At 60.5% G+C, this 17,744-nt stretch carries 6 protein-coding genes; all 6 read right to left on the reverse strand.

Going from position 1 to position 17,744, the window contains the following annotated elements; genetic code table 11:
• Positions 1 to 46 precede the first annotated feature (46 nt).
• The 6 genes from IEW02_RS05760 to pglW are packed head-to-tail and all read right to left on the reverse strand — an operon-like array spanning position 47 to position 17,582.
• Positions 47 to 2,143, reverse strand: coding sequence for a DEAD/DEAH box helicase (locus tag IEW02_RS05760; RefSeq protein ID WP_188543678.1), 2,097 nt, complete (start codon positions 2,141 to 2,143; stop codon positions 47 to 49).
• On the reverse strand, positions 2,140 to 3,420 hold the full coding sequence (brxD, locus tag IEW02_RS05765) for a BREX system ATP-binding protein BrxD (protein WP_188543679.1): 1,281 nt from the start codon (positions 3,418 to 3,420) through the stop codon (positions 2,140 to 2,142). The genes IEW02_RS05760 and brxD overlap by 4 nt, the downstream gene beginning before the upstream one ends.
• The gene (gene pglZ / locus IEW02_RS05770) at positions 3,417 to 6,098 is read right to left on the reverse strand and encodes a BREX-2 system phosphatase PglZ (RefSeq protein ID WP_188543680.1); all 2,682 of its coding nucleotides are present in this window, start codon (positions 6,096 to 6,098) and stop codon (positions 3,417 to 3,419) included. Before pglZ ends, brxD begins: the two co-directional genes overlap by 4 nt.
• The gene (locus tag IEW02_RS05775) at positions 6,095 to 9,733 is read right to left on the reverse strand and encodes a DUF6079 family protein (RefSeq protein WP_188543681.1); all 3,639 of its coding nucleotides are present in this window, start codon (positions 9,731 to 9,733) and stop codon (positions 6,095 to 6,097) included. The genes pglZ and IEW02_RS05775 overlap by 4 nt, the downstream gene beginning before the upstream one ends.
• Complete coding sequence (gene pglX / locus IEW02_RS05780) at positions 9,733 to 13,332, reverse strand: BREX-2 system adenine-specific DNA-methyltransferase PglX (protein ID WP_188543682.1); 3,600 nt, start codon at positions 13,330 to 13,332, stop codon at positions 9,733 to 9,735. Before pglX ends, IEW02_RS05775 begins: the two co-directional genes overlap by 1 nt.
• 2 nt (positions 13,333 to 13,334) lie before the next feature.
• A complete protein-coding gene (pglW, locus tag IEW02_RS05785) occupies positions 13,335 to 17,582 on the reverse strand; it encodes a BREX system serine/threonine kinase PglW (RefSeq protein ID WP_188543683.1) in 4,248 nt (1,415 codons plus the stop codon).
• Positions 17,583 to 17,744 lie beyond the last annotated feature (162 nt).

Consider the following 17,744-nt stretch of genomic DNA (forward strand, 5'->3'; position numbering starts at 1 on the left):
GTCGGTCAACCCGGTTCTAGACCGCAGAACGGTAAGCATCTCGGTGTTATTCGCCATCCCAGCGCCCGATTACTCTTTTATCGGATGCGGCGATCTGTGCAGACTCTCGGTCGCCCAGACGCACGCCGAGGGTCTCTCTTGCGAGTTGCTCAGGTAACGCAGCGGAGAACTTTAATCCGCTGAGCGCGCCTTTGTCTACGGCAGGGTCTTGCCACTGCACGTTCGCAATCGCGGCAGCAATTTGCTCCGGTGTGACACCTGGAAGCAATCGGACCGAACGTTCGTCAACACGTTGTCGAGTCTCGATGACACTAGGTAGCGAGGCGACAAGTGTCCTGTTGGCGGCTGTACCGGCCCATGAGAACCACCGACCGGCAGTTTCGGTCGGCAGGTGCACAACGAATCCGCGCGCGTTGACGGTGGGAGCGAGGCTTGCCCGGAGGTCTCGCAGCTGATCTTTCGCCCGCGTCGTGAGACTTATTCCTGGAGGTTCGGCTCCCATCACTACCTCACGCATCGATCGCGCAACCATGAAACCAATGCCAGACGGGAGGCCACTCCACTGTGCCTTTCCGCCGGAGTCGACGGGATCAACCCACACTTTCCGACGCTTCCAATCGACGTGTGTAACCTGCCACGAGCGTCCCGCGAGTAACAGTGTTCTTGGACCCTCGACCTTGCCGACGAGAAGCTCGGTTCCCACAGTGCCCACGTCGTTTCGTCCTGCGATCACCGAGAACTCGGGTGGTGCACTGAAGACAGCCGTGAGCTCGGAAAAGTATCGATGCCCGAATCGCCGTTCTGCCTCGGGACCGATGTGAACTAGATCGCCGTCCGCGTCCAGATATCCGTTCTGAACTAGATGGTCGAAAATGGCGTCTGCATGCTCATCGAAAATAGGCAGTGACCCCCACCACTTCTTCCAGGTCGATCTCCCGAGCCGGTGCTCCTGCAATGTCGCCGCCAGAAGTTGTTGGGCCGCAATATGTCGCGGTGACGAAGGAGGCTGTATGGGTTCGACCCAACCTTTCGACCAGGCAAGGAGCATTCCGGTCGACAGCAGCAGTTCATCATCGTCGATGCACAGAAACAGACAATTTCGCGAGGTGTCGGATCGCCGGCCGGTTCGGCCCAGGCGTTGTAAGAACGACGCCACTGTGCGGGGTGAGCCAATTTGAATAACGCGATCCAAATCGCCGATGTCGATACCAAGTTCGAGCGTCGACGTGGCGACGATGACGGTGTCACGTTCGTCGGCGAATGCTTGCTCGGATCGCCGTCGCTCAGCCGCGGACAACGAGGAGTGTGAGAGAAATGTCGTGATTCCGTTATTGCGCAAGGCCGCACCGAGCTCTTCTGCGCGCCGACGACTATCGACGAAGACAAGTCGCTTTTCCCCGGCGTGCAGAGCCGATATGACCTTGGCGGCATTCGAGATGGAGTGCACGAAGTCGACGGTGATGTCCGGAACTTGACCGGCTGAAGTTTCCGGTGCCACCACTTTCCGGGGGCGATCGTCAAAGCTGCCCTGCACCCACTTGGAAAGGAACTCTGGGTTACCCACGGTGGCAGAGAGCCCAATCCGCTGTAGCGGTCGGTCGGCGACCCGAGACAGACGCTCAAGGACGGCAAGTAGGTGCCAGCCACGATCGTCGCCGGCGAATGCGTGGATCTCGTCGACGACGACAGCTCGAAGGCCTGCGAAGAACAGGCGAGGGTCAACTTTTGTCGAGACGAGCATCGCTTCGAGAGACTCGGGTGTCGTCAGAAGTATGTCAGGTCGGGACGACAGAATGCGTTGTCTGGCAGGCTGTCCGACGTCACCGTGCCACAGTGCAGCTGAACGGCCAAGCCACTGAGCATACGTGTCCAGCCGCGGCTGCAGGTTGTTCAGCAACGCTTTGAGGGGGCAGACGTAGAGGACCGACAGTCCTTCCCATCCCTCTTCCGCCATCCGGGTCAAGAGCGGAAACGCTGCCGCCTCCGTTTTGCCGCCCGCTGTGGGTGCCAACACGATGCAGTCTTCGCCGCGGAGCACCGGGCCGACCGCAGCTTCTTGAGTCGGCCGCAATCCGCCCCACCGAAGTGTGTTCGCGAGGTGGTACTGCAGGCCCGGGTGAAGCTGGTCGTACGCGTCCGTCACGGCCCGAGATCCACGTCGTCGGCCGAGACTGCTTCGCGCTCGGTCTCATTCATCTCGCTCGGTGCAATCCGCACTTCGTAGTCCACACGCGGATCGAAATCCGGGAACTGGTCGATCTTGTCGAGAACGTCCACGAGTTTACGAAGATACAACCGGGGTGCGATGCCGATGCGACCACCGAGCCCACCAGCAACGGCGGACGCGAATGATCGCAGGAAATCGTCATCGGCTGTACGGGTGACGCGGTCTGGGGCATCCGCGTCGTGAATGTAGAGATCGCGGACGCGTTGACCGAGTTCCAGCAGGCGGTCGGCATCGAACCCGGTGAGGCGAATTTGTGGAGCGCGGGGGTTGTCGAACCTCGGGTCTCGTGAAAACTCAGTATGCAGGCGATCGGCGAGAGGTGGGAGAAGCTGAATACCTTGCCGTCCCTCGAAAAACGCGGGCGTGCCGGTGATCAGGAGGTACAGGCCAGGGAAGTGACCGTCGTGGACCTCGTCGACCAGCTGACGTAGTGCGTTCAGTGCTTTCGCTCTGGCATCGCTGCGCACACGTTGCAATGTCTCGACTTCATCGAGAACCAGCAAGAGGCCCGGGTGGCCAGCGTCGGACAGAATTGCGAGGAGCCCCCGTAGAAATCCGAGGGCGAGGAAATGGTCGAGATCTCCCCTCACTCCTGCCCGACGCTTGACCGCAGCGGCGACGTGCGGCTGGCCTCCCAGCCACGCGACGAGAGCATCGGCACCGTCATTGTCGCCCTCTGCAAGGAATCGGCGATAACCGCGAATTGCTATGGGAAACACCGGCGCCCGCAGCGCGACGTCTGCCAGGCGACGCTCGACGAGCGTATCGACGTCGACGTTCTGTTCGGCCGCATCATCTTCGACGCTGAACAACCATGCGTCCAGAACAGGGCGCAGTGCGCTTGGGGGGAACGAGGAAGTGCGGAGTGATTCAATACTTCGCCGGTACACCGTTTCGAGCTTGTGCAATGGGGTGTCGATCTCGTTGATCTGTACCTCGGCGACGGCGAGGCCACGTGCCAGCGCCTGCTGCGCCAACCAGCGGGAGAAGAAAGTCTTCCCCGATCCGTACTCGCCGCGAACAGCTTTGAATGTAGCGCCCCCTTGTGCCACGGCGTCGAGCTCACTGCCCAATGTGCGCTCCAAATGGCCCAGCCCGACCGCGAGCTGATCGAGACCGTGCGCGGGAACAGTACCTCGACGAAGCGCGTCGAGAATTTCGCGACGCCGTCGTGCAGATACTGCGCTTGTCACAGCTTGACGCCGAACTGCTCGGCGAGGAGTTCGGCGTTCAATGCCACAGCATCGGAGCTCACCGCGAGCACCTCGTAACCTTCGACGTCGAGGACTCTCTTTGCTTGCATAAGCGCGCCCCGAGCACGTTGATTCGAGACGGCGAGTGCCGAGGCTGCCTGCCCGATGGTGACTTCGCGCGCCGCGGTCGCTGCTACGGCGTCGATCAAGGCGGCGAGTTGCGTCGGCTGCAAAGCAAGCCGCCGCCCCCCGATCGTGAGTTGTCTTTTGAAGACGACAGATTCGATGACGAGAGTGCCCAGGCTCCTCGCTGCCTTGATTGCAACTGGCTCATCGAACAGACTCGGCGAGTCGTCAACGGGCACACTCTTCTTTCCGCGCTTAGAGGGCGTCGTCACCGCTTCTGGCGCCACTGGGGATACTGAGTTCGCCTCCCACCACGACGGTTCGCTTCGGCCGACCGGTAGCCATTCGGGGGCCAATGCCGACACGTCCTGTGCGAGAACAAAGACGGGCACCAGTGCTTCGGCGGGGGACCCGCCTCCGTGATAGCCGGCTGTGCGCCCCTGGTACCGCACCTTCTCGTCGACGGCGAGAACCGCTGTTCTGTCGGCCGTCAAGACTCGTGGGCCGGTTACGAGCACCTCGCGTTCAGGATCCAGTGCGGCCACGTCGGCATGCGCTCGGTGGCAGTACGCCGAACTGCGTGAGAGGTGTTCACCGTCGCCGTAGTCGATGATGTGCCCGTGGTCGGATGTAATCACGACCGTTCTCCCTGCCCTGCTAGCGGCTTCCATGAGGGGCGTCAGATGCGTGATCGAATCCATTGTCCAGTCGGTGCGCCCGGGGTCTGCATGATGCAGTGTATCGTCGACATAGTTCAAAACTGCGGCGACCAACGGGCGATGCTGTGTGTCGGAGATGGCGCCGACCAGTTCGGTCGCAATCTGTGCCCCTTTCGGTATGGCGTCGAGTGCGGCTTTGTGAAAGATGACCGGGCCGGTATTTGCTGCGGGGCGTAAATCGTGACGGGTGAGCGCGTTGACGAACTCGCGTCGCTCGACGTCGGATCCACCTTCGAACAATTGCGCTGCGAGTAGGGAGCACCTGCTCTTGTTGGTCAATGTGGGAAGAACAGCCAAGGCGTAACTGCGAGTGGGTGCGCCTGGTGTCCGAAGCTCCGTCCAACCGCGACTCTCTGCGGTGGACATCAACGCTATCGCTGCGGGTAGAGACAACGCATCCAATACGAGCAGCAGGGTGGGTTGGCGTCGTGCCAGCGGGATGACAAATGTCGGGATAATATTCTCCACCGTGGAGATGTCGGGCTGTGGTGAGTCGGCAAGCGCATGCGCGAATCGACGGTCGTTGTCGCGACGACGCTCGACCGTACGGTGAATCAGTTGCCTGACCCCGTCGACGAGTTCCGTGTCGGATGCACCGCGTCGCACGCGGTTCAGTTGGATGTCGACCCATGCGTCGTCCCGAAGGTAGGCGTCGCTGGTTGTTTGCAAGGTGCGGCTGGCGGACTGCTCGGTAGCAAGCCATCGAACGAGCCGAACCGATGCCTCGAGAATCGACAAATCTACGTCTAGCTGAACGTCGAAGTGTTGCTGGTGATGAGTCCAGGCTTCTTCGACGTGGGCAAGTCGCGGGGCAGTGACTGCGCCTTCCTCGTTGAGGTCCTGCAAAGCCGTACTGATCGCGCGCGCAAGGGAGCGCCGCCGCGAATTCAAGCCGACCGCAAGGAGATCCGACCGTGCCGCCCGCGGAGCAGCGTCGGCATCCTTTGCGATTTCGGACGCCTCGCTCAACACACGACGGCGCGTCGGTGCAGTCATCTGGTGGCGGACAAATCCATTGGCAATGTTGGCCCACAAGGTCGCGAGTTCGGAGTCCGTGCCCCGTAGGCCCCGTGCAGCTAGAAATAGGTCGCGCGCATGCGAGTCCTCAGACAGGTCGAACACCCCGATCACCACTCCCAACGGGACGAGCTCCTGCAGTCGTCCCGAGTCCAGCAGACTTAGAACAACTGGCTCGAGCCTTCCAGCCTTAGACCCCAGCCATGTCGTGAACCTAGCTCGAATGGACTCGGCAAGCTCGACGGTCGACGCAGAGTTGTCTGCTCGTGTCGTGCTCCACTCAAGCACCGCCAGCGAGTCGATCTCGGTTTCTCGTGAACCAACGATTCCCATGGAGCCCGCTGCGATTGCAGTAAACACATGATCGACAGTCAGAACTCCCGCTGGAGCCGATGAGTAGTCGTCGGGCCTGAGAGTGTCGAGAAGTCCCAATGCAAAAGCCCGATCGTTCTCCACTCGGTACAGCGCGGGCTCCATCGTGCTCGCACCGAAGTTGCTCATAAGTGCGTCCCACGGGTCCGGGGTGAGCAACCTCCCATTGACGAGGTGTGCGAGCGCGCTGGACCCCAACTCCTCCTCGTCCAGTGGGGTGAGCAGGACCACCCACGGGTCGGATCGATGGGTGTACAACGCTTCCCACACAGAGAGGACCGACGGGCACGGCACGACCACCACCGGGTTACCGTCGAAGTGGAGTGCGGGCCCGCTCCATTCAGCGGCAGCGTGCAGACCCAGCACGCCACGTGAGTAATTCTTCTGGGCGACAACAGCGAGTTTTGCTCCCACCACGGCCCGTGACGCCACCATCGCCGTCATAACGAACTCCACGACACGGTGATCGGATATTTGTTCGGGTCCGATCCCAGCGACTTGACGAGATCCGATAGCTCAGCTTCGTTGCTCACCGTCTTGGTGGTGGCTGGTTCTGGTTTGGGTCCGACCGGCGGGCCGGAGATCCACTTCGCCAGTTCTCGGGAAAGCGCGGTCAGGTTTCGCGCTAGTTCACCGTCAGGAGTGGATACCGAGCTGCTGAGATGGTCGAAAATGCTTCGAGCGTCGTCTCCACGAGGGCCGCTCTCGGAGGTGCCCTGGATCAGAGTCGTGATCATGACCCAGTGAAACGCGTTCAACGCAACGATGTCCTGTGCGGCCGACTCTCGCAGACGCGCTGCCGTTTGTAGTGACACCTGTAGGTGCATGTCGGCCAGCGAGCCGATAAGCTCAACGTTGGCACTTGTGCGGCTGAGCTGCTTGAGCGTCGACTGCAATTCCACAATTGCTGAGGATCGATTGGCCGCGCCGTCGGGGAGTTCGAGCGCTCGCTCCGCGGTCGCCAAGGCGCTGATCAGCGCGCCCAAGTCCTCCAGTCCTTCCGACGCCCTCGATCTGATCTGCGCGGCAAATTCTGCAGCATTGGCTCCAGTCAAGAATGTGCGAGGCATCGTGTACCCGAGGAGCTTTGCGGCATTATCGCGCGCGCGCTCCCAATCAAATTCGTCCGGCAGCGCTTCTGCGCGGAGCTCGATGGAAGGACGGAACTTGCCCAGTGGCGGGGTGGCTATAGCTTGTCCGGCCTCTACCCATGCGCGCTTGCGCAGCTGCGACCACGCGAATACGACAAGGTCTCGTACTTCTGGCCGCAAGCCCCACGATGGCATCAGGTTTTCGATTCGCTGGTTCAGGTCTCCGACCGTGACCCGACCGTTCGTTTCAGCTCGGTCCAGTTCACCGGCCCAGAACGCGAATGTTTCCGGCCCGAAGAGGAAGTGGTCTTCTGTTGCTTTCCCGACCTGCAGCGGTCCGGCGATCCGTTGGCACGCCTTCCGCTCGACGCCGGGCTCGGTGGGAACTCGCCCCTCCCGATGGGAGGCCGCCGACTCGATGTACGTGCGTACCGTTTCGAGTTGACGGATCGTCACCTCTTCGTCGGGGAGGCTGAAATCTGGGTGACGTGGATACAGGGTGGAGAACGCCTGGTCCACAATTTTATCGAGTGCACTGGACAAGTCTGTTGCAATCGGAAGAACGGGCCCTAGCTCGCGCGACAGAGAGGACAGAGCTTCGTATTGAGGCAAGTCGTCCACAAAGTACTGATTTTCGGGCGAATCGATGCCGTACGCCTGTTTGAGTAGTAACCCAAAGGATGCGAGCGTGCCTCGGTACAGGTTCTCGAGAATTCCGCGGGCCTGGGCTTGATCACTGGCCGACAGGTGGTCGGTGTTCTCGCGCCATCGGTCGCCGATCCCTGTAAAGAGCCAGTTGAGTTTGACGAGCAAGGCCAGCTCGTCGGTTGCCTTCTCGGAGAAGAACCGTGGGAGCCACACAATCGTTCGTCGACTCGTCGCCCCCATCAATCGATCGACTCGCGCGATGTCGTCTTCGCTGGTGTAGCCGTCCTCGTCGAAGGGGTAGTCCACCACGATCCGCCAGGTTCCCGGGCGGCTGTCGAAGGACGCTTCCGGAAGTGAGGACGCGTCTCTGACATTGCCGAACACAATGTCGACTTCGCGCCGTGAACCTCGCCAGGTCACCGACTTAACGGCTGCCCCACCGAGATCACTCTGCGTCGAGACATCAAGTGCTTTGTGTACCAGGTCGCGTACGAGCTGTCGTCGCGCGCCCATACTGTCTTGGCGGCTGATACGGTCGATTACCGACTGATAGTCGACGTCCGCCAGCTGCACGCGGATTACGGGGTTCGTACCCTCGCCGAGGCTGATCTCAGGGATCTCGCGTTGCCATTCTCGGATCACGCCGAGCACCGTCCGCGCTTCTCCGCCTGCCATTCGCGACTTGATGGAACCGTGATTCAGTGCTGCCAGTCGAGAAGAATCGATGTCGCCTAACGCCGGTACTTTGGGTGCTACGGCAGCAAGCAACAGGGTCTTGGCCACGCGTTCCTGTCCTCGATACCCGGCCGGCACTGACTGCGGATCAGATGTCAGTTGTTGCTCCGTGACCTCGTGCTTTGACATGAGTGCCGGACGTAGCTTCGTGGTGTAGAGATCTGTCGCTGCTTTGAACATCGTCTGTGCGTGCGAGTCGATAGGAGTGTTTCCGGATACCACGTATTCGAATGCGTCCCCGACGGGAACAAGGTCCTCGACCGTCAAGGTGTCACGACGGTCGACAAGCATGCGCTGCATAACCTTTAACGCAGTGCGCTCGCGCTGCATCACTGCCGACAAGTTACGGAGAGTGGACACCAGCACCGGTGAGAACGGATACGTCAGTCGAAACTCTTTCTCTGAGGCGCCCCGGTGCTCCTCTGACGTGTTCAGGCTGTCACGAAGGATGTCCCAGACTTCGGGTTTTCTCGTTACGTCCGAAAACGCTGCGTCGATAATTGCGGCGGCCTCGGTGTTCTTGGGACGTAAAAGTCGCGCGTGGGCGATCTCGGCGAGATTGTCATCCCCGAGTTTGATCTCGGTCAATCTGCCCTTTTGATAGTGAAATGCCCTGTCAAGCGCGTCCTGTTCTGCTCCGGATGCTCCTGCGTCGGCAAACCATTTACGGAGGTCCATTTGTCGAGAAACGAACGAGATAACAGGTATTGATCGTCGCGTTCCCGACGATTCGACAAGCTTCGTGATCTTTTGCGACTCGCGGGCAAAGAATTCGTTGTCGCGCACAGCGAATGCAAGCCAGAGAACTAATTCGTCGAGAAACAGAACGATGCCGGCGAAACCCAGTGACTTTGCGTGCTCGGTGATGGCGACCAGCCCGCGGTCCAAGTCGATGTACGCAGCACTCTCAGTGAAGGAACGGAAGTACGTGTCAACCAAAGCTGACACCAAGGATCGCCTCTGCGGGTCCTCCGGGCCGGCGTGCCTGGCCGCGGAGTATTCGTCGACCGTCCAGTTGGATTCGACTATGTTGCCCCACCCGTCGTCCTCCGAGTTCGAACCGAGCCCCCGAAGGAATGATTCGTCACCGAGGCGCGCACGGAGATTGTCGGCGTCGCGGAGTAGCTCGTCGGTCACATGAATCGCTGGCAACGGAGCCTTTGGGTGCAGTTTGCGAACCTGCTCGAGATATCCCTTGAAGACGGCCTCTTCGAGACTCTTGGCACCGAGGAGGTGGTACGTCAGACGCAGCAGTTTTTTCCCCGACAGATCTGCGTCGTAGCGACCGGTCAGTTCACGGAACTGATCTGTTCTAGCAGCCGCATGGTTGCCAAGTAGTGCGTACAGGACCGCCATGAAGTGACTCTTGCCGGAGCCGAAGGAACCTGTGAGGTACGAAGCTCTCGATGTGTTCATGCGCAGCGCGTCGGACACGAGGTCAAGCGCTGCGACGAAATTCGCGCTGAGCGATTCGGTCAGAACGTATTGATCCAGAGTGGCACGCAAAGCGGCATCGTCATCCGTACTCGATGTGAGTCGCAGGACGTAGTCGTCCGCGCCTGCTCGCTCGGGGATGTCGATGAGGTCCTTGAGTAGCTGAGCCATTAGGTGGTTGCTTTCTTGGTTCGGCGTCCGCGGGTCGTGGGTGTGGGTTGCCAGGTGGTGAGGTCGGTGGTGGTGAGGTGGTGGGTGGTGAGGTGGGTGTGGAGTTCTTCGTCGATGGTGTCGGCGAGTGATTGTCCGTAGTCGGGGTCGATGGTGTTGTGCCATTGGCGGCACCAGGGGGCGAGTTCGTGGAGTCCGGCGATGAGGGGGATGAGTTGGTCGGCGGTCCAGCCGTCGTCAGTGCGTTCGGTGGTGAGGGTGGCGAGGGCGAGGGCTTGGTCGCCGTGGTCCCATCCTGCCCAGCCGAGGAGGAGTGTGGGGTCGGTGCCGCGGCTGGCGTCGGGGTAGGAGATGACGCGTTCTTTGGGGACGTCGAGTTTGCCGCGGTGGCTCCAGTAGGAGGTTTTGCGGAAGTCGGTGGGTTTGTATTTCGGTGGCACGGGGATGGGGGTGTCGAGGTGTTCGCCGGCGTCTTCTCGGCGTTGGAGGTCCCAGGTGTGTTCCCAGGCTTGACGTTTGTCGAGGCCAGTGGGTTTGTAGCGGTGGGCGGCGAGGTAGGGGACGTGTTCGGTGTCGAGGAGTGTGGTCAGTGCGGTGGTGGTGGTGATGTCGGGGTTGCCGGCCCAGGTGGTGAGGACGTCGCGGTAGGTGGGGTCGTGGTCCATGAGGTCGGCGAGTTGGGCGATTGATCTGGGGGTGGGTCGTCCGTCGCGGTCGTACCAGAGATCACGGTTCTCGAGTCGGTCGAGCAGCCAATCGCGTTGAGCAGCAGCCACTTGCTTGCCCCAGGGTTCGGTGGCCCAGCGGCGCTTGTATTCGGGGCGTTCGAGTAGTTCGATGTGCGGGTTGGTGGCGATCGCATCGAGACGCCGCTGCAACAATGCCTGGTAGTCCGCGGGCAGATGCGCCGGGATCTCGGTGACCGGAGTGGATCGGTGATTCCAGTGACTAAACCACGTAGATGTAGCCACGCCTTCATGGATTTGTCGGGCAAGGCCCACTTCAAACGAACGCTCTCCCAAAGTGATAGAGGGAACGTCGCCGGTGTAAGTAAGGTCTTCGTCGATCAGGCCAAAAATTCGGTAGTACTCCCAGTCAAGTTCTTCCTGTTCCGCAATCATCAACCCTCGAATGCGCTGAAAATCACGTTGCGCCACTTCGAGTACGGCACGAAGCGGGGCTTTAACTTTTGCAACTGCAGTAGGCGTTACTGCAGCGGCATGTCTGGACAACTCATCCAGTCGTTGGCTTCTGACCAGCGGCAGCTCTGTAGGTAATGGAAAATCCTTGAGCGTCGTTACTGTGAACTCGAATCGCTGTTCCCACTCCTCGTCCGCGCCGGCCTGTTCCGCGCCTGGTCTGCCTTTGTTGTGGCTGTTTTGTTTCAGCCAGAAACATGCCGATGAGGTGTTGAGAAGCCCGAGCAATCGGAGGTAGTCTGTTCTCGACGCACCTGGGTGAAGCGCGATTACCGGCGCGGACCTGTTGAACGCCACGAGCTCTTCGGTAATCGCAAAGTGATTGTGGGTCGTAAGTACCGGCCATACAATTAGCAGGGGACTAGAAAGTTTGTCGACGTAAGCCTCGCGATACTGCCACCATTCAATGCGATCATTTTTTTCGATAGGGATGCCAAAAATTTTCCGCTGCTCTAAGAGGCGTCGGTTCGGCCAAAGCTCCTTCTCCTCGGCGGTGTTTAATTGCCGTTCGAATTCCTTACTGTACGGCCAGATTGAAACTTCACTTAAATTGACTGAATAGTCCCGAACGTTTTCACCGCCCGCAGCTTCCACAAATTTTATCCCTGGGCCTGCTTGGATCGGAAGCGCGTAACGATTTAAGCAGGAGCGGGCTCGACCGAAAGCGTCGTCCTCTCCGGACGTTGTTACGAGCCCGATTGACCTCACCGCGGATGCCAACAGTTGCGAGTTGCTCAAATATTTTGCAGCAACTGACTGAGCCATTCCGCCGCTTAGGCTCCAAGGATGTTTAGCGAACAGTGCTCTTGGTGACTTTCGAACGCTTGTATATATGTCCTCGTGTTTGTTGAGATCAATGCTACTTGCAATCGAGTTCCACACCAGACCTGCCCGTGCTTGGTCCGGCTTTCCAGGCTCTCCTCGCTTTCCGAGAGTGGTTCGGATCGAGTCACCGGTAGGCGGCCGATTTCTGCCGACCATTATGACTGTGGGAGTCCCGTGTCCGGGGATATAGGCACCGGAGGTGTCGATGATTTCTTTCAGGTCGATGGCGGGCAGGAATTGTTCAATGAGTTTGGTTCCGAATTCTCGTTTCATGAAAGAGTTTGATGTAATCTGCCCGACCCAGCCAGCGGGTGTGCGTCCGTCGCGTCCGTCGCGGGCTAGGCGGAAGAACAGTTCCATGAACGGCACGGTGAGGGCATATTGGCGGTGGGGTGTGGTGTAGAGCTGTCGGTACAGGGCGTTGAGTGCTTTGTCTTTTACAGTGATGTACGGGGGATTTCCGACGACTGCGTCATGCTCCCGTTGAAGGATTCGGAACAGAGCGTCGGTATTCTCGATCGGGTTTGTATCTGGATCATGAATGTCGTCCGTCGCGCCGAAGGTCAGGAGATCGGGGGAGAGTGCCTGCTGGGGTGAGCCCCAGAGGAGGCTGTCGCCGGCGGCAAGGTGGGTGGTGTAACCGAGGGGTTGTTCGAGGTTGGTGTCGCCGGCTGCGGTGATTGCGGCGATGAGAAGTCGGAAGCGTGCGATGGCGACGGCGAAGGGGTTGATGTCGACACCGTGGACGGCGTCGAGGGCTTTCTGGACTAGTTCGCGGTTGCCGAGGGCAGGTGCGTGGTGTTGCCAGCGGGTGTGGAGTCGATGGAAAGCGCCGAGGAGGAAGTGTCCTGATCCGCAGGTGGGGTCGATCATGGTGAATCCGTCGAGGGGGCGGTCGTTCATGGCGGGTTCGAGGGTGCGGTCGAGGATGAATTCTTCGACGAATTCGGGGGTTTGTCTGAGGGCATACAAGGTGCGAGCTGCCGCCGACAGGTTCTCATAGACGTCGCCGAGGAAGCGGGTGTCGATTCCGGTGAAGACCCACTTGTGGCTACCTGTGTCGTCTTTGTCCCACCAGAACTCGAGGAGCGCGCGGGCCGCGTCGCCGGAAGGTGCGACTTGCCACATGGGTGCGTAGCTGTCCACAAGGCCTGCGGTGGCGGGGTATCTGGCGAAGTGGTGCGCTATGCTAGTGAGCCAGTCGCGGTCGGTGTGTTCGGGGTGCGCGCGGAAGTAGGCAGTGCGGGTGTCGAGGGCATGGCCGCGTTCGTCGTCGGTGGGCCCGCTGATCCAGCGGTGGGTGACGAGGTGGTTGTCTTCGCAGTAGCGAGCGAAGACGGTGAGCAGGACCCAGGACACGGCGGCCTGGGTGATGCGGTCGTTGCGCCACTCGATCCATGAGACGCCGGTGCGCTCAGCGCTCAGAAGCGTCTGGTACTCGGTTCGCCAGGCTTCGATGACGCCGTCCTGCCGCAGAGAGATGTCGTCGCCCTCCACCCGCACCTGCAGGTCGTACTCGACGTCGAGCACCACCCGACGTAACGCCGACACCAAATCTTCAGATTTGAACGCCATACTTAAGCTCCTTCTACTTCAGAGGGCGACGCCCAACCGATGTCCCAAGAAACGAATTGGCCACCGGGAGAGCTCAGTTGGACTGACCGGTGGTCGATGTAAAGCCCGCGTTGACCTCTAATCTGCGGGAGCACCAGCCATATTGGACGTACGCGTCGTACCGAGAGATCGCTGAGCACCGGCAAAAGATCCATAGCTCCATACCGGGCAAGCGCAGCGGGTTCCGTCAGCACCAACGGGCTACTGGTGTCGTTTGCGCTGAACGCCATCTGCCGGAGGTGATTGATTACCGAGGGCATCGACAAACCGACAAGCGTCTGCAGTCTGGTTGCATCTTTGCTTGGAGATGGTGCAGCATCGGCAGCACGAACTAGATCCCAGGAAATACCGCGCTCTCTGGCGGTTGCGCTCATCGCGTCGATAATCGACCCGGTGATGTCGTAGACCTCGCCTCCGTAACGATCTGCAAGCGCTTGGGCAACAGCAAGATGAGCAGAAGGGCGGGTCGGTGGGACAGGGACTTTGACCGCCATGAAGCCGCGCTCCGCAATAGATTGTGCGAGTAGTGCTTCCGACCTCTGACGGGTGATGGAGCTATCACCGGCCGTCTTTGTTGAGCCTGACCCCGTAAAAGATCCACGGACCCCTGTGCTTGTCCTCGTCTGCAGGTTGGTGACGCTTGAAGGACGGGCGTCAGCGAAGTGATAGTTGCTTCCGTCGAAGGTCAATCCCACTCCACTGTGCTCGACGATTGAGTCCAGTCTGGGGCGGTGGGGAAGGCGGTCGAGCGCGGGAAAACGCGCTGCCACGCGGCTTTGAATCTGGTTGGGCGACAACGTTTCTACCTGAGAAATTCCAGACAGAGCCAGCTTCAAGCATTCTGCGGGTGATATCGCGATATTGTGCAGCTCACCGCGTCCCGATACCGCTGCCTGGGAGGAACCCGCCGCAGCGAGCTTGACAAGTCGTTGCTCCGACGGCGGAGAGATCATCTCTGAATCCTGACCGGATGCCTTGCTATACCCGTCCGAAAAAGCCATTCGAAGGGCACTCGCTGCCTTAGCGGCGGGGATGACCGCGTGTAGGTCTGACGTCACGAGGTCATCAGCATGAGCGGCGGCAGCCTCGGCGGCAGCCAACAGCGACTCGTCCTGGGCGATCAATGTGAGCCGGCGGCCGTGACGTCGTCTGACCAACTCTTGAACCCCGGATGCCGATTCCCACTCCGTCAAGCGATCGAGCGCGACTCGCAGAAGACCGCCGGCGAGTCTGTCGGCTTCTGCCCTGGCAGTGACGTCACCCGGCGACGCGGCGTCGGCGGGAAGTCGAGATCTGACCTCCTCCCGAAGTGTGGCCACAGCCGCTACGCCACCTGATTCGTTCAGGATGGTTGTGACGCTGTCGACCAGAGCATCGAGAAGTGCGCGGGCTTTGTCGTCCTCCGCCCAATCGCTCTGCAGCTCCTTGATCAGCTGGGGGCCGCGCTGAGGTGCTTTACCGAGATGCGCTGCAATCTCCGTCACCGAAGCGAATTCGTCGATGCCGGGTGTTGCTCCGAGAATTGCCTCGGCGGCTTGTCTGCGTGTGCTGGAACCACGGCTTTCTGTGACCGCATTGAGCAGCAGGTCTTTTGCGTCGGTGAGTCCCATGAGGCCGTCGCGGCCGCGCCGCCGTTGTTTTCCGAGCCGCGCGGTCCATTCTCGATATCGATCTTTGATTTCGCGTCGTGTGTCTCGGCCTTCGCGAGCGACAAGGCGATTCAACAAAGCCACATCGAGGGCAAGTAGCTCGCCCACCGTGGTTACCTGGAGGGTGAGTAGCGCGGAGGCACCTCGGACAGACAACCCCGCCTGTGCCAGGAGCGTACCGGCATCTGCTTTTCGGACGCGATCGTCGTCCTCAGCGGTCTTCTTGTCATCGACCGTGTGAAACGCGTTCTGCCACAAACGAAGCATGTCTTCAGCCGTGTCGGGACGTTGCCCGGCCGTCCGACTCAGCGCCGATCGGAAGAAGGTGAGCATTCCAGTTCGGACCGCACAATCGAAAGCGTCGGGGTCTAACGTGATGTCGTCGGTGACCACCGCCGGGTTGGCCTGTGCGTCGGTTCCGTAGCGAGGAGTGCCGCCGGTTGCCATCTCGAACAGCACCACTGCTGCGCCGTACCTCTCAGCAGCTGTGTCGTACTGCGTTCGGCCGCCCGTGCCGAGGAATGGATCCAAATAAGGCGGCGAACCTGCTTCGACGTTTCTCACGTCGATACCTGCCATCGAGAAGTCGTACATCAGAACTCTGCTGTCCGACGACGCCTTGGTGGTCTTGATTCCCAGGTTGGACGGCTTGATGTCGCGGTGCATGACCCCCGACCGTTCTAGAGCGACCACGGCGGCCAAGATGTCCGAACCCCACCGCTCCAGCTGATCGAGAGACAAGCTGCCGGCCCGCGACGCCATTTCCTCGGCCAGGGTCGTGCGACCGGCGAAACTCAGAAGAAGTGCGGTGTGTCCGTCCAGGTCGTCAAGAACGTCATGGAGGGTGACAATCCGGTCTTCGTTCTGGAGTTTGCTGAGTACGAGAGCTTCCGCCCGCAATCGTTGCGCTGCATCGGAATTGAGCGACACTTTAAGGACCCGCTCGGCTTTGACCTGCTTGTCCTCGACCAGAAGTCCGACCGCAGTGGATCCCACCCCGAGGCGCCGAGTCACGACGAAGCGGCCATCTGTACCCAGCTTGGTCCCCGGCCCAGCCGACGTCGGGTCGACGTCGTCATCGATTCGAACGAGTTCAGTGCGAACATCGTTGAGACCGTCAACAAAGAGCGCGACAGACTCTGTGCGTTCGGCTGGGCTGCCCTTGGTGGCGTCGAGAACGAGTTGTCTCAACGCAGTCGGAACTTGCGGGACCTCTGCAGCGAGGTCCAGTCCGCCTTCCCTCTGGAGACGCTCCAACAGGCCGCCTCGGTCGGTTGCTGGGTTCGTGCCACCGGACATCAGGTAGAAGGTCAGAGCGCCGAGACCGAAGACGTCGAGCTTGGCGGGATCTGCGGGGCGAAGACCTTCGGGCGCGGAGAAGGTCCTCGCTGCGTCGCTCATGGACCCAGCCATCACGCTGAGCGGACCCTCGGACAATCGGGTTACACCCGAATCAGCGTTCGCCGGCAGGACTCCGGCGGTGTCCCAATCGAGCACCTGAACCACGAGGTTGGCTGTGCCGCGTTCACGAATCGACACGGCTCTCGGGTTCAGAGATCTGTGAACGACTCGGTTTCGGTGCGCGTACTGCACGATGTCTGCGAGCTGAGCGATCAGATCGAACTGCTGCTCCAACGTCAGGCGGCCGCGATGGTCGGCCAGCCACAGGTCGAGAGGGACGTCATCTTTTGCCTGAGGAAAGACGAGACCAACACCTAGTTCAGGATTGTTGACCAGGTCCACTGGTACCTGTAGCCCGTCGTGCCGCAGCCGTGCGAGAAGTCGGAACTCGTGTTCGACCGCGCTCCGCCGTGCAAACGCGTCAGCCGATGAGGCACCCGGCTTCGGTACGTAGAAACGGATTCTCGCGTGGCGCTCGGTGTCGACGTGGTGAAACGCCGGCCAGTCTTGCCAGCCGTCACCGTCTGCGAGGGGTGTCTCGTCGATGATCCAGGAACCGACCTCGCGCTGTCGTCGAGGAGCAAGCCCAATCGCCTTCATGAGATCCGAGATGAGGAGCCCACCCTCCTCGGTCACGGGAGCGCGAGTAGCCGGTGCGAGGAGTCGATGAGACAGGCCCGGGAGGCCAGTCGAAGCATCGCCGTCAAGCCCGTACAGGTTGATCTTGGAATGGTCTGGAAGTTCGCAGCGGGTGTCGGGGTGGTGCAGAAACACCAGTTCTTGTACATAAGGAACGGCGTTGCGCGGATAGTTGCCGACCTTGGCGCGCAGAGTGTCCTTCAACAGCGTGGAGAAGCGCTGCGCCTTGCGTCGCGCGAGCAGCAAGGGTGAGTCCTCCGAACGTCGCCCGTCGCGTGACCACACGTGGTCGTTACCCCTAATCGTGCCGCGGTAGTGCTTCAACTCGATCAAGTACAGAGTGTCTCGGGCAAGGACCAGTAGGTCGACCTCATGCCACCGACCAGAGTTGTCACGGAACTCGAAGTTCGACCATGCCCTGAACGGGGGGGCGTCCGGAAGTAATGCCTTGACTACGTCGAGCCCTGCCTGCTCGTGGGCGAACTGTGAGGGAGAGACCTCGACCCAACGACCGTCTTTCACATGACTCCCACTCGTACGGCGCCGCCACGTCTTGCTCGGGCGGTCGTTCCCTGTCAACGAACGTATCGTTTCCAGCACCCGCTGCGTTGCAGGACGCTCCGATTGCTGTCGAAGGGTGCCTTGCTACTGAGCCGGCGAGTAAGCGTCTGCGCGCATGTTAGT

This window comes from Rhodococcoides trifolii (assembly GCF_014635345.1).
Lineage (GTDB): Bacteria > Actinomycetota > Actinomycetes > Mycobacteriales > Mycobacteriaceae > Rhodococcoides > Rhodococcoides trifolii.